Source organism: Devosia sp. SD17-2, assembly GCF_029201565.1.
GTDB lineage: Bacteria > Pseudomonadota > Alphaproteobacteria > Rhizobiales > Devosiaceae > Devosia.
Map to the genome: position 1 here is coordinate 590,792 of NZ_CP104002.1, position 20,000 is coordinate 610,791.

Below are 20,000 nucleotides of genomic sequence, written 5' to 3' on the forward strand. Positions count from 1 at the left end.
GATAGTCTCTGGGCACGTCTCTCCCCAAGCGTGCCGGACAATTGAGAGAGCATTATCTGTTTGTTCGGTCAATTGCTTGGATAGCAATGGGCTGGTCAAAAACCCGGCGAAAATGCTATTGCAGCCCCCGCAGGAAGAGGAGCGAACCATGTTTGTTGTCGGTGGCGAAAGCCTGATTGATCTGGTTCCGGTCTCTTCGGCTCCGGATGCAGAGCGCGTGGCGCTGCCGGGCGGCTCCCCCTATAATTGCGCTATTGCCCTGTCCAAGCTGGGTAATGAGACGGGCTTCCTTTGCCCGATCAGCACGGACGAATTTGGCGATCTGCTGCTTGGGCCCTTGGCAGCGGCCGGTGTCGAGGTGCTGTTGACCGAGCGCGTGGATGCGCCAACGACCAAGGCTATTGTCAGTTTTAACGACAAGATGCAGGCCAGCTATGTGTTCGAACGTGGCGCTGATCATGCATTTTCGGAGGCCGGTCTCTTGGCGGCGTTGCCGAGTGCCGTCACGCTCTACCAGATTGGCGGGTTTGCGCCGATCCTGGCCGAGGATGCGGCCATCTGGATGCAGGTCGTAGAGGCTGCGCGCGCACGGGGCGCAGTCATTTCCTTCGACATCAACGTCCGCGACAAGCTGGTGGAAGATGAGGCAGGCTATCGGCGCCGCCTCGACGGTTTCCTCGATGCCGCCCACCTTATCAAACTCTCCGAGGAAGATCATGCCTGGCTGGCGCCGGACATGACCATCGAAGATTTCGCTGCCGCGCTGCTCAATCGTCCGCATTGCGAACTGGTCGTGGTGACGCTGGGCGAGCACGGCTCCCGCGCCTTTTCGAAGTCGGCACAGGCACATGCGGGCATTTTCGCGCCGCCGGTATTTGGTGACACGGTCGGGGCCGGTGACAGCCTGATGGCGGGCATTCTGACCAAGCTGGATGAAGTCGGCGCGCTTGAGGCTGGTGCCATGGTCGGGCTCGACACGACGGCGCTGGAAGACATCCTCAAGTTCGGCGCGGTGGTGGCCGGCCTCAACTGCGCGCAAAAGGGCTGCAACCCGCCCAGCCGCGCCGAGGTCGAAGCCGTACTGGCCGGCTGACCCTAGCGCAGGCGGTCAAAGAATTGCGCGCGGTGCCAGTCGAGCGCCGCGCGATCGAGGCGCTCGATCATCCGGGGAGGCATCACCAGCATACCGGTGGGGCTGGCCGTTTCCATTCCATCCCGCCCGACGGCGTGGGCGTTGATGAGCAACTGGAACTGCGGGCCGATGCTCCAGTTGAATTTACGGAATTCAGCGCCAGCCGCCTCGTCCAACAGGATGAAACTGCTGATGTGCCAAGTGCCGCCTTGTTCCAGGGGGCGGATGATCACCGCCTCGAGGTTTCCCGAGCGGACTCCTGAAAAGCTGCAGATGTCCTCTTGCTCGCGACGCAATTGCCGAAGGAACTGCGAGTCCACCAAGGTCATGTCGTAAGCGGCGGCGCCTTCCTCAACGTCCATAGGATACGCGATCTGGGCGAGGATTTTTTGATAGGTCTCGTCGGCGATCTCGAACATGGCAGTGGGGCCTGCAGGGCCCTGGCGGAGGGGAATAGGTGCGGGGATGGGCGCCAGATTGGTGATGATGGCGGTGGTTGCGCCGGTGCGATCCGAGGAGAAGCCCGCAAGTTTGCCGAGGGCAACATAGGCGGGCGTTGCGCCAGCGCCAGTCTGCGCGACGAGGATGTCTCCTCCGATGCGGCTGCTGTAGCGCAGTTCGTCCGACAGCGCACAGGCGAGGCTCAGTTCAGCACCGCGAAGGTCTTCTGGGTCCAGAACCGTGCAAATGACCAACGTCGACATCGGGGCCCCCTCCAGAGCCCCTTAGGGTAACTACCCACAGCCATCAGGAAAAGCCCGTAGTATCTGCTCCGTTAACTCAGCCCGCGGCGGCTCTGATCGCCAGCGCCTCGGTAAGCGTCATCTCAGTATGATGCTCCCACTCCACGCGTGCCTCCGGGAAATCCTTGCGGAAATGCCCGCCGCGGCTTTCCTCGCGTTTCAGCGCGCCGGCGGCAACCAGCGTCGCCGACGTTGTCATGTTGAGATAGGCGGTGGTGACCTGTTCTGCGGTGGCCTCCAGGTGGGCGATTTCCCGCAGCGCTTTCTTGAGGCCCTCGGCATCGCGCTCGACGCCAACGAGATCGGTCATGATGCGCCGCAAATCCTGTACGGCGACCGTGTTGCGCAGGACATCCTCGGCACGGTTGCCTTCTTCCTCGATCCACTCGATGCCCTTGAAAGGCGCCATCTCATAGGCGGCTTCGAGCCCGCCAATGTCGTCGGCGATGCGGGCGCCATAGACCACGGCTTCCAGCAGCGAGTTTGAGGCAAGGCGGTTGGCGCCGTGGAGGCCGGTGCAGCTGGCTTCGCCGCAAGCCCACAGGCCGGGCAGGAAGCTGCGGCCGCGCTCGTCCACCTTGACGCCGCCCATGTGGAAGTGCGCAGCCGGGGTCACCGGAATGGCCTGGGTGACGGGATCAATGCCGGCGTCGAGGCAATATTTCGAGACGGTCGGAAAGCGGGTGAGGATTTCCGCGCCAAGCACACTGCGGGTGTCGAGGAAGACTTTTCGGCCAGACTGGATCTGCCGGAAGTTGGCGCGAGCCACGATATCGCGGGGTGCGAGCTCGGCGTCCGGGTGGATGGCGGGCATGAAGCGCTCGCCCAGATCGTTGACGAGGATTGCGCCCTCGCCGCGGAGCGCCTCGGTTGCCAGTGGCGCCGGATCGATAGGCGCGAGGATGGCGGTGGGGTGGAACTGGACGAATTCGGGATCGGCGATGATGGCGCCCGCCCGTGCCGCCATGCCCATGGCGTGGCCGCGCACGCCGGGTGGATTGGTGGTGACGGCATAAAGCCCTCCCAGCCCTCCGGCAGCCAAAACCGTGGCGCGGGCGCGAATATAGATGGGCTCGGAATAGCGATCGCCGAGACGCCGGCCATAGACGCCGACAATGCGGCCATTCTCGCGGGCAAGGCTGAGGGCAGTGATGCCCTCCACCACGCGAATGCTGGGCGTCTTGCGGACCTGGGCGATGATGGCCTGCATAATGGCCCAGCCGGCGCGGTCGCCCTCGACCTTGACTATTCGGTTGGCTGAGTGCGCGGCTTCCCGCCCCAGCGCGAAATTTCCGAAATCGTCGCGATCAAAGGGCGTGCCCCAGCGGGCCAGATCTTCGATGCGGGAGACGGCTTCTGCGGTGACGCTCTCGGCTATGCCGTGATCGACAATGCCAGCGCCGGCCATCTCGGTGTCCTGAGCATGGGCATGGGCGCTGTCGCCATCACCGATTGCCGCCGCGACCCCGCCCTGCGCCCAGGCGGACGAGGCACCGCTGCCCAGTGGTTTGGGAGACAGCACTGTCACTGGACGGGGCGACAGTTTGAGCGCGGTGAACAGACCCGCAAGGCCTGCGCCGATGATCAATGTGCCGTCGGCGTAGAGCGTGTTGTCGAAGGTCGTCATCGTGCGATCTCTCCCGGGATTGGTTTTCGATAGGCCCGGGCGCAGGCGACCGCAAGCATCGGCGCAAAGAAAAACACCCTCCCGGCGGGGAGGGTGTCTGACAGCTGGATGGGGTCAGGCCGTGTAGGCCTTAACGTTCTGGGTCTGCTCGCCGAGCCCGTCGATGCCCAGACGCATGACATTGCCTGGCTTGAGCCAGATCGGCTCGGGCTTGATGCCCATGCCAACGCCCGGAGGGGTTCCGGTGGAGATGATGTCGCCCGGCTGCAGGCTCATGAACTGGCTGACATAGGAGACGAGGTGCGCAACGCCAAAGACCATGGTCTTGGTCGAACCGGTCTGGAAGCGCTTGCCATCCACGTCCAGCCACATGCCAAGATTCTGCACGTCCGCAATCTCGTCCTTGGTCACGAGCCAGGGGCCGATGGGACCAAAGGTGTCATTGCCCTTGCCCTTGTCCCAGGTGCCGCCACGCTCGAGCTGGAATTCCCGTTCGGAGACGTCGTTGACGAGGCAATAACCGGCAACGTGGTCGAGGGCGTCGGCCTCGTCGACATAGCGGGCCTCCTTGCCGATGACGACGCCAAGTTCGACTTCCCAGTCGGGCTTGGTCGAGTTCTTGGGAATGATGACATCGTCATTGGGGCCGATGATGGCGCTGGTCGCCTTCATGAAGATGATTGGCTCCTTGGGGATCGGCATGCCGCTTTCGGCGGCGTGGTCGGCATAGTTGAGGCCGATGCAGATGAACTTGCCGACGCTGCCGACGCAGGGGCCGATACGCTGACCATCGTCCAGCTTGGGCAGCGTGTCGATGTCGGTCGCCGCGATCTTCGCAAGCCCTGCCGGTGTCAGCACCTCGCCGGCGATATCGCTGACGACGCCCGTCAGGTCGCGGACCGTGCCGTCCTTAGCGAGAATGGCGGGCTTTTCGGCGCCCTTGGCTCCGACGCGAAGAAGTTTCATTGCGGGGTCTCCCTTTATCGTTCCGAGCACATAACGGCTAACATGTTAGTCTGTCGAGGCCGACCTTGTGCCAATGCGTTCGCCTCGGCTCAGTCTGCTGGCCGGATTATGCCCTTCTTGAGAATGATATTTCCATAGAGCCGTGTTTCGCCTGTCTGAACAATTGCGGCACAGGAGCGGGTTTTTTCATAAAACGCGAAGCGCTCGAGCCGGGAGAAACTCTGCCCGGGTTCGTGGCGGGTGATGATCTCTTCGAAGAGGGCATAGATGGGCTCGCGCCGGTCCGGCTCACCCACCACGGCCATGCCGAATGCGGCGACATCGACGAACTCATCGAGGGGCATCACGGTCAGGACGGCGTTGAGCACCTCGGTGGCGGAGATGCCATCGAGCCGCATCACCTCGGGCCCAAGATATTCAGCCGGGAAATTGGCGTCGACGATGGCGATCTCGTCGCCGTGGCCCATGGCGCGCAGGGCATAGAGCAGGTCAGGGCCGAGCAGGGCCGGTATGTTCTTGAGCATCAGTTTTTCTCCTCCTCATAATTGTCCAGCCCCAAGGCGCAGCTTCTGTTCTGCCCCGTCCCCGGCGCGTTCTCAAAGCTGCATCTTGAGGTTGCGGGAACACCGCAGACCCTGTCGAGGTCAACAAAGCCGACGCATTTGCCATTGGGACCGCGATAACCCGGACCGCCCTTGCAGCCACAGCCGGTACAGGCGGGCCGATCTGGACAATTGGCCCACGCAGGCGCGGTGGATCCAGCGCTGCCAAACACCAACATCAGGGCCACGATGGTGATGCGAGCGGCTGCGATAAGTCTCACGCGCCTGCCCCGATCAGCCGAAGGGGAAATCGTCGCTGTCGACGGCGAGATCCGTACCGTCGGCGAAAAGGTGCGGCTGGGTGCGGGCGAAGGCGAAAAGTTCGACCATCACCGCGTCGATATGGGCCCGGATCGCGGCGATGGCCTGCGCTGCATCGGCGGCCAGAATGCCGTCGAAAATGGCCTGATGTTCGGCAATGGTCAGCGCCAGGCGCCGTGGGGTAATGATGAGGCGGCGCGCACGGTCAAGATTGGCCCGCGCCTTGTCGATAATGGACTTCACCTTTGTCAGCCGCATGGTGCGGAAGATGATGTCGTGGAAGTCCACGTCGATCTGGTGGAAGGTTTCCGCATCGTCGATCGAGGCCGCTGCGCGCTGGGCCGCCATATTGGCGTGGAGCGCCGCGATGACGTCCTCGTCATGCTTGCCGATGAGGACGCGCAGGGCCTCGCTCTCGAGCCCCTTGCGGATGAGCATATACTCGCGGACGTCGGCGATCTTGACCAGCGATACGGTAGAGCCGCGCTGGGGCGCGATATCGACGAGACCTTCGTCAGCCAGTCGGGCCAGCGCCTCGCTTACGGGGAAGCGGGAAACGCCCAATTGCTTGCACAGGGCAGATTTATCGAGCCCGATCCCGGGGGGCAGGGCGAGGGTGACGATGGCCTGTCGCAGGGTGTTGGTGACGTCGACAGTAACGCTGCCGCGGGCAAAGCTGCCCGCATCGGGCAGAAAATCATAGGGACCGGCTTCCGTTTTCATGCTAACATGTTAGTTAGTGCCGTGTTGCTTGACAATGTTGGGCGTCCTCGATTGCGGAAGTAATCTGGGGGGAAATGCCGGCGAGGTAAAGCAGAGCCTCCAGCCCCGAGAGCCCGTCTGATGACTGACACCATGATCCGCCCGCAGGGCAAGACCCTCACCCTCAACCCGTCCGACAATATCGCCGTGGCCTTGGCCAATCTCGAGCCGGGTGCAGAGACGCCCCAGGGCGTGTCCGTCCTGCGCCGCGTACCGAGGGGCCACAAGTTCGCCACCCGCGTCATTCCCGCCGGCGAGGCGGTGCTGAAATTCGGGCAGATCATCGGCTTTGCCAAGGAAACCATTCCACCCGGCGACTGGGTGCATGAGCACAATTGCGGCATGGGCGGCGCGGACGGCACGCTGGTGCACGACTATGCCTTCTCCGAGGGCGCCATCCCGGTCGATTTCATTCCCGCGCCGCAGCGCGCGACCTTCCAGGGGTACAAGCGCGCCAATGGTTCGGTGGGCACGCGCAATTACATCGGCATTCTGACTTCGGTGAATTGCTCGGCAACGGTGGCCAAGTTCGTGGCCGAGGCGATCAATCGTTCCGGCATTCTGGACGATTATCGCGAGATCGACGGCGTAGTGCCCTTCGTGCATGGCACGGGCTGCGGCATGGAAAGCCGGGGGGAGGGTTTTGACATTCTGAAGCGCACGCAGTGGGGCTATACGTCCAACCCCAATCTGGGTGCAGCGCTGCTCGTCGGCCTCGGCTGCGAAGTGTTCCAGATCGGCCGGATGAAGGAGCTCTATGGCATCGAGGAGGGCGAGACCTTCCAGACCATGACCATCCAGGAGCGCGGCGGCACCAGGAAAATGATCGAGTGGGGCGTCGAGAAGGTCAAGGAGATGCTGCCGATCGCGGCCGCAGCCCGGCGCGAAACTGTCGATGCCAGCCATTTGAGCCTGGCGCTGCAGTGCGGTGGGTCGGATGGCTATTCGGGCATCACTGCAAATCCGGCGCTCGGCTATGCGGCAGATATTCTGGTGCGCAATGGCGGCACGGCCATTCTGTCGGAAACCCCCGAAATTTATGGCGCCGAGCATCTTCTCACCCGTCGTGCGGCAAGCCGTGAGGTCGGCGAAAAGCTCATCGAGCGTATCCACTGGTGGGAGGATTACACCCGCCGCAACCACGGCGAGATGAACAATAATCCCTCGCCCGGCAACAAGCTTGGTGGGCTGACGACCATTCTCGAAAAATCCCTCGGCGCGGCCGCCAAGGGCGGCACCACGCCACTGACGGCGGTCTATGAATATGCCGAAAAAGTCACGGAAAAGGGCTTTGTGTTCATGGATACGCCGGGCTTTGACCCCGTCTCGGCGACCGGACAGGTCGCGGGCGGCGCCAATATCCTCGCCTTCACCACGGGACGCGGTTCGGCCTATGGCTGCAAGCCCGTTCCTTCGATGAAGCTCGCGACCAATTCGGAGGTCTATGCCCGCATGACCGACGACATGGACATCAACTGCGGCGACATCGTCGAGGGCGTCTCCATCGAAGCCAAGGGGCAGCAGATTTTCGACATGCTGCTCGACATCGCCTCCGGCAAGCCGACCAAGTCCGAAGAACTCGGCTATGGCGACAATGAATTTGTGCCGTGGCAGGTCGGGGCGGTGATGTAGGGCTTAGCGTCCAAGACTATTGGCGGCGGGGGCGGCATTGGGTGTCACCCCCACGCCAAAGGCGTCGACCCGCCCGACCGGCGCCTGCATCAACTGCTCGATGGAGAAGGGCGCGCTGGCTTCTGCCGAAGAGGCTGCCGGCGAAGCCATCAGCAGATCCGCCGCGCGCTGCGGGGCGCGGCTCAGCGGCACGACCGCCCCCGCGACCTCCAGGAGACGGATCTGGCCGAGGCCCTGGTAGGGCGGACGCAGCATGGCTGCCGCATCGGTCCCCGCCAGCGGGTCGGCAACCGCCAAAGTGACAGCTCCGCCGCGATAAAAGGTCCGGAGGGACTGGCTGACATAAAAGGCCAGCTTGTCTGCGCCGGCAGCCGAGAAATGGATGCCATCATCCTTGCGCATGCGGGCGTTCTGGCCGTTCACGTCGGGGCCGTAGGACGAGTATTTGCCGTCCTCGCCGAGGAAGCGGTCGTAGATATCGAGAAACTCCGCGCCGCTCGAGAACGCTGCCATTTTCTGCAGCGCGCTGATCTGGCTCATGGCGGTGGAATATTCACTGCGCGACATCGGCGGCAGGCCGATCCAGATCACCGGTTTGCGGGCCGAACGGAGCTGACCGAGAAAATCATTGATGCGGGACTGGTAGATCGCGGTCCAGGGCTCGGTGAGCGAGTTGAGGCTCTGCCCGTTCGCCTTGATCTCCTGCCGGTCGTTGACACCGATGATGACGATAGCGACGTCAAAGCTGTCAGCGGCGATCTGCTGCCGGATGGTGGCGTTCCAGTCGAAATAATCGTCGCGGACAAAACCCGAGGAGCCGACGCCCTGCTCGATGACAACCAGATTGGGATCTTCGGCATAAAATCTGTCGAGCGCCTTGGCGAGGTCTACGGCCATGGAGTCGCCGAAAACGGCGAGCCGCGTGGCATTGGGGGCCTTTTCGATCTGGGGTTTTGGCGGTGGCAGGGCGACGGGCGCGGCCTGGCGGCGCGGCTGGGTCTGCTGGGCCGGCGGTGGCTGCGGGGCCGCCTTGGTTTCCTCCCCAAAGAGAAGATCGAAGAGGGTCCGGCGTCGTTCCTGCTGGGCCACGAGAATGCGCTCATCACCCTGGGCAAAGGCCGGCGCCACCTCGAGCGAGGTGAAGATAACCAGCAATATCAGCAGAACAATGCGCTTCATGTCTCAATCCGGCCTTGTGGCTTGGATGTAGCAGATGGAGCCTCGCAAGACTACGCCGCTCCCCAGGAGGTTACCGGACCGCCGCCGCGAGGGCGTCGTGGGCTGCCTTGGTGATGAACCCGTCGGCGATCTGGCCCTGCGATGCCTGGAAGCGGGCATAGGCCGCCTGGGTGATCGGCCCCAGCCGCCCATCAATGGCACCCTGATAGAGCCCCAGTGCCTTGAGCGCCTGCTGAATGGTTTGCCGCTGCGCCAGATTGGAAAAAACTGTGGTGCGGGGCCAGGGCGTGACATAGGGCCCGCCACCTTTCAGGCGATCGGTGAGATGGGCCACGGCCATGGCGTAGCTGTCGGAGAAATTATAGCCCTTGAGGACGAGATAATTGGCCGTCATCAGGAATTTCGGGCCATCCTTGCCGGCAGGAATGTAGAGAAAAACCGGCGTTCGGAGATCCGAAAACGCACGTCCCGAAACCCGTGTCACGCCGCGCTCGGCAAAAAAGCTGATTGGGCGGAGCTGGTCGCGGTCGGCGAGCAGATAGTCGAAGCCGGCCGGAAGGGAGACCTCAAAGCCCCAGTCTATCCCCAGCTGATAGCCGAGCTGGCGCAGGAATTTTGCACTGGTCGCCAAGGCATCGGCGAGCGAATTGTGGAGGTCGATCCGGCCATCGCCATCGCCGTCCGTGCCATTGAGGAGGACATTGCTCGGGTTGACCTGCAAATGCCCGATGGCACCGGCCCAGGAGCCGATGGGGGAAACGCCGCCATTGGCCTCGGCCAGACGCAGGGCGGCGATGAGGTCGGCTTTGTCTTCGGTAAAGCGGCTGCGGCGCTGATAGGTGACCGTCGCAAGTGAGCGGACGATAGGGCGGATCAGACTGTCATTGCCCAGGACGGCGCCATAGTCGGTCTCGATCCCCCAGATCGCGCCGAGAAGATAGGGATCGACACCGAACTGGCTGCCAATAGCGGAAAAGAGCGCAGAGTTGCGGGAGAGGGCGGCGCGGCCGCGTTCGATGCGCGCGGCGTTCACCCTCGTCTCGATATAGTCCCACACCGGCGTGGTGAACTCCGGCTGGGTCTCGACGAGCTTGGGTACGCGCGGGTCTGGGGTCATGCCGGCCACTATGGCGTCATAGCTTGCCGCGCTGACGCCGTTGGCGATTGCTTCGGGGCGCAGTTGCGCCAGAAAATCGGCAAAGTTGCCAATCGGCTGGGCATGCGCGGTGGCCGTCATCAGAAAGAGGAAAAAGACTGCCAGCCGCCGCATTGTTTCGCCTCCTTAGCGGTTCCGCGTCATCAGATGGCGTTCCCAGGAATAGGCCGTCTCGACGATTTCTCTGAGGTCATCATGGGCGGGCGTCCAGCCGAGCAGCTTGCGAACCTTCTCGCCTGTTGCGGTGATCGAGGCGGGATCGCCAGCCCGGCGCGGCCCCTCGTCAGCGCGCAGATTGACCCCGGACACATCGCGGACCATCTCGACGACCTCGCGCACGGAATAGCCCCGGCCATAAGCGCAGTTGAGCGTCGTGCTGTCGCCGCCCTTGCGCAGATGGTTGAGCAGCAGGGCGTGCGCCGCGATGAGGTCGGTGACGTGGATATAGTCCCGCACACAGGTGCCATCGGGCGTTTCATAGTCGGTGCCGAAGATGTCCATCTTCTCGCGCTGGCCGAGCGCTGTCTGGCAGGCGACCTTGATGAGATGGGTGGCGAGCGGCGTCGACTGTCCGGAGCGCTTCTTCGGATCAGCGCCCGCGACGTTGAAATAGCGCAGCACGCCGAAGGTGATGGGGTGGGCCGCGGCCACGTCGGCCAGCATCCACTCGGTCATCAGCTTGGACCGGCCATAGGGCGACATGGGGTGAAGCGGGGTATCCTCGACCACGGGGGCAAGGCCGGTCATGCCATAGACGGCGGCGGTGGACGAGAAGATGAAGTGCTTCACGCCGCCGCGCACAGCAGCCTCGATCAGATTGCGCGAGGTGGAGGCGTTGTTGGCGTAATATTTGAGCGGGTTGGTGACCGATTCCGGCACGACGATGGAGCCGGCAAAATGCACGATCTCGGTAATGCCGTGCTTGGCGATCAGCCCCGTTACGAAATCGATATCCCCGGCATTGCCCTGCTCGAAGATGGCACGGCCGTCGATGGCCCAGTCAAAGCCAGTAATCAGATTGTCCAGCACCACGACCTGTTCGCCACGATCGGCGAGCTCAAGCACCATGTGACTGCCGATATAGCCTGCGCCACCGGTGACCAGAACTGCCATGGAATTAACTCCTGCGCTTGAAAGCTATTATGGTGCAACGATATGTGGCACATATTGATTTAGGTTTACGCCGACAATCGAGCTAACTGAATAAAGGGAAACCTTGTGTCCAAGCGAGTCCGTACTGCCGTTTTTCCTGTCGCTGGTCTGGGAACCCGGTTCCTTCCGGCAACGAAAGCGATGCCCAAGGAAATGCTTACGGTCGTGGACAGACCGCTCATCCAGTATGCCGTCGATGAAGCCCGTGAAGCAGGTATCGAGCATTTTGTCTTCGTCACCGGGCGAAACAAAGGCGTTATCGAGGACCATTTCGACCGCCAGTTCGAGCTCGAGACGACGCTTGAAAACCGCGGCAAGCTGGCAGCGCTCGAGGAGCTGCGCCAGGACCTGCCGTCCGCCGGTCGTACGAGCTTCACCCGCCAGCAGGAGCCGCTCGGGCTTGGCCACGCCGTCTGGTGTGCTCGCGATATCGTTGGCGACAATCCATTCGCGCTGCTCTTGCCCGACATGCTGTTCAAGGGTGAGCCCGGGGTGCTCCGGCAGATGATGGACGCTTACGAAGAGAGCGCCGGCAATGTCATCGCCGTCGAGGAAGTGCCCGAGGCCGAGGTGTCGTCCTATGGCGTGATTGGCCGTGGCGAGGGCGCCGACACCGGCTTCCGCATCAATCAGATGGTGGAAAAGCCCAAGCGCGAAGAGGCCCCTTCCAATCTCATCATATCGGGTCGCTATATCCTGCAGCCGGAAATTTTCTCGCTGCTGGCCGAACAGACCAAGGGCGCAGGCGGTGAAATCCAGCTGACCGACGCCATGCAGAAGCTGATGAACACCCAGCGCTTCACCGGCGTCAAATATCAGGGTCAGAGCTTTGACTGCGGCTCCAAGATCGGCTTCCTGACGGCCAACGTGGTCTACGCCCTCGAACGCGACGACATCCGACCCGGGTTCCTGCGCGAGTTGCGCAAGCTCGATCTCGAGGAAAAGCTCTAGGTGACCGACTCATAACTTCGCAACCAGATACGGATTGAAGCGAGTTGGACTGATGCCAGGAAATTGTCGTCTCGCTTGTCGTATCGGGTTGCGATTGCCCTGAAGTGTTTGAGTTTGTTGAAGTAACGTTCGACAGCGTTGCGCTGGCGATAGACCCAGTGGCTGAATGGGAAGGTTTGCACGCGGTTGGGCATGGCGCGGATATTGGCCCATGCACCGCGCTCGGCCATGGTGCTGCGCAGGGCATCACTGTCGTAGGCTCGGTCTGCGAGCAGGATATTTCCAGCGGACAGGGTGGCAAACATGTCCGCTGCTGATCGCCCATCATGGGCCTGGCCTTCGGTCAGTTTGAGCTGGATCGGCTGCCCCTGGGCATCGACCAGCGCATGGATCTTGGTGGTCAGGCCGCCGCGCGAACGACCCATGCAACGGGATCGCTCGTCTTTTTTTGACCGTTGGCGGCGTGCTGGTGAACCCGGATCGAGGACGAGTCGATCATCTGCACGTCGCCATTGTAAGCGGCTGATACAGCGTCAAGAATGCGCGCCCAGTGGCCGGCCCTGCGCCACCGGTTGAAGCGGTTCACGCAGGTCGTGTGCGGGCCATACCGCGTCGGGATGTCGGCCCAGGGCGCGCCCGTGCGAAGCCGCCAGAAGATGCCGTTCAGAACACGCCGGTCATCGGCGCGCGGAACGCCGCGCACCTTCGTCGGAAGCAGCGGCTGGATCACAGACCACTCAAAATCCGTAAGATCAAAACGCGCCATCATCACCTCCTGTCCACCAAAGGGAAGGAATCACAACAGCAGCACTTTGGGAATCCCGTTAATGGGTATGTGACCTAGGGTCTGAACACGCTCTAGCGTGAGAGGGTGATCCCCAGGCTCACCTGATGGCTATCGGTCTGGCCGCTGCTCGATGTGTTGCGGCGGCCATAGCCGTAGTCGGCATTGAGCGCTGTGTGGGCGTTGAAGCTATAGTCAGCGCCCGCGCCCAGGCCGAAACGGTCTTCGGTATCGTTGCTGCCCACGAATTGCGAGCTGCTCCAGTCGGCATTGGCGCGCAGCCGCAGCCAGGAATTGACCGTGTAATCGATATTGGCAAGTGCTGCGTGGCGGATGCGCGCCGTTCCGGGATTGTCCGGTCCGGTCGGCTCCATCGTGGTCTCGAGGCTTGCCGTCATCCGCAGGGTCGGATCAGGGGTATAGCTCACGCTCGCCCCATAGAGCTGCGTCGTGACATCACCCAGATTTCCGGCGTGAAAAACGCGTTGGCCGACACCGGCGGAGACGCTGACCGTCAGGACATCGTTCCACGATCCCGAGACGCCGGCGCGCAGCGTGCGATTGCTGGCATCGGCCTTTTCGCCCGATGGGCCGGCGACATCAAAGAAATCGCGCGACACGCCGGCCTCTGTGAACAGCTCGAAAATCGGGGTGACCTGATAGCCGACACGCAGATTACCCGCGGCGGTCCAGCGGTTCTGGTCCGCGTTGTCGATCTCGCCGATATCAAGGCGGGTCGAGGGACCATAATTGGTGCGCATGGCCTCAGCGTCGACACCGAGATTGAAGCGGCCAAACTGGCGGTCGAGGCCAATCCCGAGGCTGCCGGTCAGGATCTGCGGCGGGGCCGCGATCTGCGGATTGAGGTCGAGCGTGCCCGGAAGATCCTTGCTCAGCGTCAATGCGGCATCGCCGTTGAGGGTGGTGACAGCGTCGAGCGCCATCTCGCCGGACACGCCAAGCCGCATATTGGTGATGGTGACGCCGTCCGGCCCGCTGGGCTTGGCAATCTCGGCGCTGGCAGCGCCGACGATCGTGGCGAGGCTTCCGTCATAGCGTGCCGACGCCTGCGGCGTCAGACGGGTAACGAAATTCTGCCCGCCTGTCGTCGATTGGGTAAACGTGCCCCTCAGTCCCACCGACCAGTCGATCTCGAAGGGGGGATGGGTCGGCTCGATCGGCATCCCATAGTCACCGGCAACTGGCGCCGCAGGATAGAGGCCCGGCCGCAGCCGCTCATTGTCGGTTCCGGAGCCATCGGGGCCAAAGGGGTCGGCGAATACCGGCGCACCAAGACAGGCCGTGGCCAGCGCCACGCCCAGGTTCAGGCGCCAAGTCCGCGACAGCAGTGGCAAAAATGGCTCCGTCGGTATGATTGAGGACGACGCCGATCCTTTCAGCTTATGGTTAATGAAGTCTTTCGACGAACCTCAGATGGCCTCGACTTTGAGCACCGGACCATCATAACCAACGACGCGGATTCGCTGACCGACGGGAAGGTCCGGTCCGGCGATGCGCCAGACGCTGTCGCCGAGAGCAAGCCGGCCAAATCCGGCGACGATGGGCTGGTCCAGAACGGCTTCGTGGCCGACGTAGCGTTCAGCGCGACGGTTGAGAAACGGCTGGTCATCGGTAGCCTTTCGCGAGCGGGTCCAACGCAGCCAGGCAAAGACCGAGGCGAGCCCCAGAATGGCAAAAAGCAGCCATTGAAATGGCCACGCCATGGGCTGGATGAAGACCACGAGCCCGGTGACGATCCCGGCTATGCCCAGCCAGACGAGGAAACCGCCGCCGGGAACGACCAGCTCGAGGCCGAGCAGGATCAGGCCGGCGATGATCCAGCCCCAGGGCGCATTGGCGGCCAGAAACTCGATGATCATCATGGCCGACTAACCTTGCGAAGGGTCTGAGGAGTAGCCTGAGGATGGCGGTCGGGCTGTCCGGGCTGGCGTTGATGGCGCGCTGCCGCCAAAAGTCTCCCGGGCAATCTCGGCAATGCCACCAATCGAGCCAATGACGCTGGCAGCCTCGACCGGCAGCATCAGCACCTTTTGATTGGGCGACGTGGCGATCTTGCCCAGCGCTTCGATATAGTTGTTGGCCACGAAATAATTGATGGCCTGGACACTGCCCGAGGCGATGGCGTCGCTGACCATCTGCGTGGCCTTGGCTTCAGCCTCTGCCGAGCGCTCGCGCGCTTCGGCGTCCCGGAAGGCCGCTTCCTTTCGCCCTTCGGCCTCAAGCACCTGCGCCTGTTTGGCGCCTTCCGCCTGAAGGATCGCCGCCTGGCGACGCCCTTCGGCCTCGAGGATGGCGGCGCGCTTTTCGCGCTCGGCCTTCATCTGCCGGCCCATCGATTCGACCAGGTCCTTGGGCGGATCGATGTCCTTGATCTCGATGCGGGTGATCTTGATGCCCCATGGCGAAACCGCCGTGTCGACGACACGCAGAAGGCGCTCGTTGATCTCGTCGCGGTGGCTGAGGAGTTCATCGAGGTCCATCGACCCCATGACCGTGCGGATATTGGTCATGGTGAGGTTGAGGATGGCGTTTTCGAGGCCCGAGATTTCGTAGGCCGCGGCTGCGGCATCCAGGATCTGGTAAAATGTCACGCCATTGGCGGTGATGGAGGCGTTGTCGCGGGTAATGACCTCCTGGTGGGGGACGTCGAGCACCTGCTCCATGACGTTGATCTTCTTGCCGATGGTGTCGATGAACGGCACGATCAGATTGAGGCCGGGCTTCAGCGTGCGGGTATATTTGCCGAACCGCTCGATGGTGAAATTATAGCCCTGCGGCACCGTCTTGGCACCGGCGAAGAGGACAAGGATCAGCAGAATGCCTATGCCGATCAAGGTGATGCTCAGCCCGTCCATTCCGAACTCCTCAAATCCCATGGCGCGCGCTCCTGCTGCCGTGTCTGTATCGGCAACTTACGGATCCTCGCCGTCATAGGCAATCAGTCACGGCGAGTAGACGGCCGGAAGCGGCGAGAGCTGGGCGAAGACCGAGCGGGCGATGGGCTCGAGCTTTTCGGCGTCATAGGGGGCGGTGATGGTGCAGGTGAGGGTGCTGTCGGCCCAGTAGAGCGCCGTATCGATGCCGAGGCTGGCCAGCTGATAGCTCGGCGTTTCAACGGTGAGCGCCGGGGTGACATAAAGCGTGAGGCGTTCTCCGGCGGCGTCTTCATACATCAGCTGGGCGGCGCGGCCACCGGGAACCTCCGGCGCAGGAAGAAGCCGTCCGCCGAGGAAGGTCAGCCCCGAGGCGGTGAGATCGGGCATGGCGAGGTTGGTCTGGAGGCGCGCCGAGAGCCAGTTGGTGAGATGAGCGCTGTCCGCGCCCGGGACTTCCACGGAATGCCGGTTTTCGCCGACGTAAACGGTGTGGGCGCTGACGGCGCTGGCGATCAGGCGATCTGCCGGTCCGGGTGTGGCTGCAAGATCCCGCAACATCCAACCGGCGCCGACCCCGAGCCCGGCAATGACGACTGCGGCGACGGCATTGATCCAGAACCGGTTCCGCCTGGTCCGGTTTGCGCCGGCAATCCGGGTGACATCGAGCCGCGGGGGCAGGGGTTCGCTCGAGACCGGCCCATAAAGCGCGCGGATGGCGTCGGACTGGCGCTGCATCTGGGCGAGGTCGGCGGCTGCGTCGGGGCGGTCGGCCAGCTGGCGCTCCAGCGTGTCGCGCTCGGCCGGAGCCAGTTGCCCATCCGCTATGGCCATCAGGAGGTCTCTGGTGATCTCGGTCATTTCACCGTCCTCAGATGGGGCTCCGCCGGCGTGCCGGTGAGGGCGCGGAGGGCCGAGCGGGCGCGACCGAGCCGGCTCATCAGCGTGCCGAGCGGAATATCGAGGATTTTGGCAGCGTCCTGATAGGACAGGCCTTCGAGCGTGACCAGAAGCAGGGCCTCCTTTTGGTCGAGGGGCAGGGTTTCGAGGGCGCGCCCCAGTTCGGCGAGGGCGAGATGGCCGGGCTGCGGTGCCGGGGTTGCCGGCTCGGGAATGCTTTGAATATCAACCACATCGCCGCGCCTCCGATTTTGCCGAAGGTCGTTGCGGTAAATGTTGATCAGGATAGTGAAGAGCCAGGGCCGCACCGGCCCGCGGGGCTGGAACAGACCGCGGCGGGAAATGGCGCGTTCGAGGCAATCCTGCACGAGATCATCGGCCCGGTCGATGTCGCGGGTCAGCGCCCGGGCATATCGCCGGAGCGCGGGCACGCAGGCCTCGATTTCGTGCAGGATTTCGGCCACGCGGGCGGCTTTCAGCTATTCGATGGCAAGATGCCAGACGCCGCCGACGCCGTCACCCGTAATGTCGCCGGGGGCCTTGTCGTCGACCCAATAGTAGAGCGGCATGGATTTATAGGCCCACATTTTGGTGCCATCTGTCCGGTCTACAATGGAAAAATCGCCTTCGGCCGCGGCGGCATCATCAGCGAAAAGCGGTGGCCATTTTTCGGCGCAGCTGTCGTAGCAATTAGTGACGCCCGGCTCGTCCTTGTCGAAGATATAAAGGGTCATGCCGTTGGCATCGGTCAGCACCATCTTGCCGCCGATGTCGGTGGATTTGACCGCGCCGCCGAGATAGTCGGCGGCGAAGGCGGGAGTCGCAAGGGCGGCGAGCACAGCTGCACCGGCCAGAATGTTTCGGAAATTCATGGCGTTATCTCCTCATGCGGAGCCGCATGAGGCAGCCCGCACAAGGATAAACACCGCAGGGCGGGTTTTAATCCGCCAAAGAGGAATTATTCTTCGTCGGTGAAGCGGACGACGCCGATGTGGGGGAGATTGCGGTTGCGCTGGCCGTAGTCGATGCCATAGCCGACGACAAATTTGTCAGGGATTTCAAAGCCAAGCCATTTGGCGTTGATCTCGGTCTCGCGGCGCGAGGGCTTTGAGAGCAGGGCGCAGATTTCCATACGACGCGGATGGCGGGTCTCGAGGATTTCGAGCACGTGCTTGAGGGTGTGGCCAGTGTCGATAATGTCTTCGACGACGAGGACATCGCGACCGGCGATCTCGCCGCGCAAGTCCTTGAGAATCCTCACTTCCCGGCTCGATTCCATGGCGTTGCCATAGGAGGAGGCTTCGAGGAAATCGACTTCGACCGGCAGGTCGAGCTCGCGGACGAGGTCGGCGATGAAGATGAAGGAACCGCGCAAAAGGCCGACGACGACGAGCTTTTCGGTGTCGGCAAAATGGGTCGAAATCTCGCGCGCCAGCGCTTCGACGCGGGCGGCAATGGCCTTGGCGGAGATCAGTTCATCGACGACATAGGGCTTTTGGGTCATGGCAATTCCGAACAACGCATCGGCGAGTTTGTTAGCAGACTGTTAGCATTGACGGTAGCCAAAGGCGGAATTGGTCACAGATGTGCGGCGGGGGCTGTACCCCCACCTAACCTCCCCCTGGAGGAGGGGGAGGGACTGTCCGGCGGGTGGGGCTGGATCGGTAGAATAGCCTTGGCCAAAAGACCCCCACCTGACCTCCCCCTGAAGGAGGGGGAGGGACTGTCCGGTGGGTGGGGCTGGATCGGTAGAATAGCCTCGGGCAAGCACCCCCACCTAGCCTCCCCCTGGAGGAGGGGAGGGACTGTTCGGTGGGTGGGCGATTACCGGGGCAGGTCGGTCTTGCCCATCAGGTCCATGTCGATGGCGCGGGCGGCCTGGCGGCCTTCGCGGATGGCCCAGACGACGAGGGACTGGCCGCGGCGCATGTCGCCGGCGGCGTAGACCTTCTCGACCGAAGTCTTGTAGGTGAAGGTGTCGGCAAAGATATTGCCGCGCTTGTCGAGGTCTGCGCCGAGTTCGGTGAGCAGACCCTCCTTGACCGGGCCGGCAAAGCCGATGGCCATGAGGACGAGGTCAGCCTTGATGATGAACTCGCTGCCCGGGATCGGCTGGCGCTTGCGATCGACGCGGGCGCATTCGACGCCGGTAACCTGACCCTTGGCATTGCCGATGATCTTCATCGTGCCGGCGGAGAACTCGCGGATGGCGCCTTCGGCCTGTGAGGACGAGGTGCGCATCTTGACCGCCCAGTTGGGCCAGTTGGTCAGCTTGTTTTCCAATTCCGGCGGCATGGGACGCACGTCGAGCTGGGTGACGGCAATCGCGCCCTGACGGAACGAGGTGCCGACACAGTCGGACGCGGTATCGCCACCACCGACGACGACGACATGCTTGCCGGCGGCGGAGAGCTGGACTTCGCCCGAGACGTCCTCGCCGCCGAGGCGACGGTTCTGCTGGACGAGGAAGGGCATGGCGTAGTGGACGCCATTGAGATCGGTGCCTTCGGCATCGACATCACGCGGGCGTTCGGCGCCGCCGCTGAGGAGCACGGCGTCATACTGGGCCTGCAGCTCGGACAGCGGGCGGGTGACGCCGATGTTTTCGCCATAGTGGAAGGTCACGCCTTCGGCTTCCATCTGGGAGACGCGGAAGTCGATGTGTTCCTTTTCCATCTTGAAGTCGGGAATGCCGTAGCGCATCAGGCCGCCGGCCTTGGGCTCGCGCTCATAGACATGAACGTCGTGGCCGGCGCGGGCCAGCTGCTGGGCGGCGGCAAGGCCTGCCGGACCCGAGCCGATGATGGCGACAGATTTTCCGGTCTTCGTCGCATTGATCTGCGGCTTGACCCAGCCGGCCTTGATGGCGCGGTCGGCAATGGCCTGTTCCACAGTTTTGATGGCGACCGGGCTGTCCTCGAGGTTGAGCGTGCAGGCTTCCTCGCAGGGTGCGGGGCAGATGCGGCCGGTGAACTCGGGGAAATTATTGGTCGAGTGGAGGTTGCGGGCAGCCTCCTCCCAATCGCCGTTGTAGACGAGGTCGTTCCAGTCCGGGATCTGATTGTGGACCGGGCACCCCGTGTCGCCGTGACAGAAGGGGATGCCGCAATCCATGCAGCGGGCGGCCTGGTCCACCACCCGGCTTTCGGTCAGCGGGATGGTGAACTCGCCAAAGTGGCGGATGCGGTCGGAAGCCGGCTCGTAGCGCGGTTCTTCACGTTCGATCTCGAGAAAGCCTGTTACCTTACCCATTCTTTCT

General features: G+C 62.9%; 20 protein-coding genes. 3 read left to right on the plus strand and 17 right to left on the minus strand.

The genetic code is table 11. From position 1 onward, the window contains the following. The first annotated feature begins 148 nt into the window (after positions 1 to 148). On the plus strand, positions 149 to 1,093 hold the full coding sequence (locus NYQ88_RS02960; RefSeq protein ID WP_275653491.1) for a PfkB family carbohydrate kinase: 945 nt from the start codon (positions 149 to 151) through the stop codon (positions 1,091 to 1,093). 2 nt (positions 1,094 to 1,095) lie between these two features. Here NYQ88_RS02960 and NYQ88_RS02965 read toward each other — a convergent pair whose 3' ends face one another. From NYQ88_RS02965 to NYQ88_RS02985, 5 genes are all read right to left on the minus strand, one after another. Then, entirely contained in the window at positions 1,096 to 1,836 is a 741-nt protein-coding gene (locus tag NYQ88_RS02965; protein WP_275653492.1) for a hypothetical protein, read from the minus strand. 76 nt (positions 1,837 to 1,912) lie between these two features. After that, positions 1,913 to 3,502, minus strand: coding sequence for an L-aspartate oxidase (locus NYQ88_RS02970; protein WP_275653493.1), 1,590 nt, complete (start codon positions 3,500 to 3,502; stop codon positions 1,913 to 1,915). A gap of 114 nt (positions 3,503 to 3,616) precedes the next feature. Continuing rightward, entirely contained in the window at positions 3,617 to 4,468 is an 852-nt protein-coding gene (locus tag NYQ88_RS02975) for a fumarylacetoacetate hydrolase family protein (RefSeq protein ID WP_275653494.1), read from the minus strand. 89 nt (positions 4,469 to 4,557) lie between these two features. Further along, entirely contained in the window at positions 4,558 to 4,992 is a 435-nt protein-coding gene (locus NYQ88_RS02980; protein WP_275653495.1) for an RbsD/FucU domain-containing protein, read from the minus strand. 312 nt (positions 4,993 to 5,304) lie between these two features. Further along, positions 5,305 to 6,054 (minus strand): GntR family transcriptional regulator, encoded by a 750-nt coding sequence (locus tag NYQ88_RS02985; RefSeq protein WP_275653496.1) that lies wholly within the window; start codon positions 6,052 to 6,054, stop codon positions 5,305 to 5,307. Positions 6,055 to 6,186: 132 nt separating this feature from the next. On the opposite strand from NYQ88_RS02985, the gene NYQ88_RS02990 reads away from it, so the two are divergent. Next, positions 6,187 to 7,725: an altronate dehydratase family protein gene (locus NYQ88_RS02990; RefSeq protein WP_275654831.1), complete on the plus strand. Its 1,539-nt coding sequence runs from the start codon at positions 6,187 to 6,189 to the stop codon at positions 7,723 to 7,725. Positions 7,726 to 7,728: 3 nt separating this feature from the next. On the opposite strand, the gene NYQ88_RS02995 is transcribed toward NYQ88_RS02990, so the two are convergent. From NYQ88_RS02995 to galE, 3 genes are all read right to left on the minus strand, one after another. Beyond that, the gene (locus tag NYQ88_RS02995) at positions 7,729 to 8,904 is read right to left on the minus strand and encodes a DUF459 domain-containing protein (RefSeq protein WP_275653497.1); all 1,176 of its coding nucleotides are present in this window, start codon (positions 8,902 to 8,904) and stop codon (positions 7,729 to 7,731) included. A 70-nt stretch (positions 8,905 to 8,974) separates the two neighbouring features. Next, positions 8,975 to 10,174 (minus strand): lytic murein transglycosylase, encoded by a 1,200-nt coding sequence (locus tag NYQ88_RS03000; protein ID WP_275653498.1) that lies wholly within the window; start codon positions 10,172 to 10,174, stop codon positions 8,975 to 8,977. Positions 10,175 to 10,186: 12 nt separating this feature from the next. Further along, positions 10,187 to 11,173 (minus strand): UDP-glucose 4-epimerase GalE, encoded by a 987-nt coding sequence (gene galE / locus NYQ88_RS03005; RefSeq protein WP_275653499.1) that lies wholly within the window; start codon positions 11,171 to 11,173, stop codon positions 10,187 to 10,189. A gap of 105 nt (positions 11,174 to 11,278) precedes the next feature. On the opposite strand from galE, the gene galU reads away from it, so the two are divergent. Further along, positions 11,279 to 12,163, plus strand: a complete 885-nt coding sequence (gene galU, locus NYQ88_RS03010; protein ID WP_275653500.1) for a UTP--glucose-1-phosphate uridylyltransferase GalU — start codon at positions 11,279 to 11,281, stop codon at positions 12,161 to 12,163. On the opposite strand, the gene NYQ88_RS03015 is transcribed toward galU, so the two are convergent. The 9 genes from NYQ88_RS03015 to NYQ88_RS03055 all read right to left on the minus strand — a co-directional run bounded on the left by NYQ88_RS03015 (position 12,160) and on the right by NYQ88_RS03055 (position 19,993). Continuing rightward, a protein-coding gene (locus tag NYQ88_RS03015; protein WP_275654832.1) for an IS5 family transposase occupies positions 12,160 to 12,929 on the minus strand; the annotation gives its coding sequence in 2 pieces (ribosomal slippage) (positions 12,160 to 12,615 and positions 12,618 to 12,929; 768 coding nt in all). The genes galU and NYQ88_RS03015 overlap by 4 nt on opposite strands. Before the next feature lie 92 nt (positions 12,930 to 13,021). Beyond that, positions 13,022 to 14,302, minus strand: coding sequence for an outer membrane beta-barrel protein (locus NYQ88_RS03020; RefSeq protein WP_275653501.1), 1,281 nt, complete (start codon positions 14,300 to 14,302; stop codon positions 13,022 to 13,024). Between the two features lie 75 nt (positions 14,303 to 14,377). After that, positions 14,378 to 14,830 carry an NfeD family protein gene (locus NYQ88_RS03025; protein ID WP_275653502.1) on the minus strand — a complete coding sequence of 151 codons (453 nt, stop codon included), beginning with the start codon at positions 14,828 to 14,830 and terminating at the stop codon, positions 14,378 to 14,380. Positions 14,831 to 14,836: 6 nt separating this feature from the next. Beyond that, positions 14,837 to 15,823 carry an SPFH domain-containing protein gene (locus NYQ88_RS03030; RefSeq protein WP_275653503.1) on the minus strand — a complete coding sequence of 329 codons (987 nt, stop codon included), beginning with the start codon at positions 15,821 to 15,823 and terminating at the stop codon, positions 14,837 to 14,839. An 87-nt stretch (positions 15,824 to 15,910) separates the two neighbouring features. Next, positions 15,911 to 16,702 carry an anti-sigma factor gene (locus tag NYQ88_RS03035; RefSeq protein ID WP_275653504.1) on the minus strand — a complete coding sequence of 264 codons (792 nt, stop codon included), beginning with the start codon at positions 16,700 to 16,702 and terminating at the stop codon, positions 15,911 to 15,913. Beyond that, positions 16,699 to 17,205 carry a sigma-70 family RNA polymerase sigma factor gene (locus NYQ88_RS03040; protein WP_275653505.1) on the minus strand — a complete coding sequence of 169 codons (507 nt, stop codon included), beginning with the start codon at positions 17,203 to 17,205 and terminating at the stop codon, positions 16,699 to 16,701. Before NYQ88_RS03040 ends, NYQ88_RS03035 begins: the two co-directional genes overlap by 4 nt. Before the next feature lie 15 nt (positions 17,206 to 17,220). Continuing rightward, a complete protein-coding gene (locus NYQ88_RS03045; protein ID WP_275653507.1) occupies positions 17,221 to 17,613 on the minus strand; it encodes a hypothetical protein in 393 nt (130 codons plus the stop codon). A gap of 86 nt (positions 17,614 to 17,699) precedes the next feature. Beyond that, the gene (hpt, locus tag NYQ88_RS03050; RefSeq protein WP_275653508.1) at positions 17,700 to 18,245 is read right to left on the minus strand and encodes a hypoxanthine phosphoribosyltransferase; all 546 of its coding nucleotides are present in this window, start codon (positions 18,243 to 18,245) and stop codon (positions 17,700 to 17,702) included. A 320-nt stretch (positions 18,246 to 18,565) separates the two neighbouring features. Continuing rightward, the gene (locus tag NYQ88_RS03055) at positions 18,566 to 19,993 is read right to left on the minus strand and encodes a glutamate synthase subunit beta (protein WP_275653509.1); all 1,428 of its coding nucleotides are present in this window, start codon (positions 19,991 to 19,993) and stop codon (positions 18,566 to 18,568) included. Positions 19,994 to 20,000 lie beyond the last annotated feature (7 nt).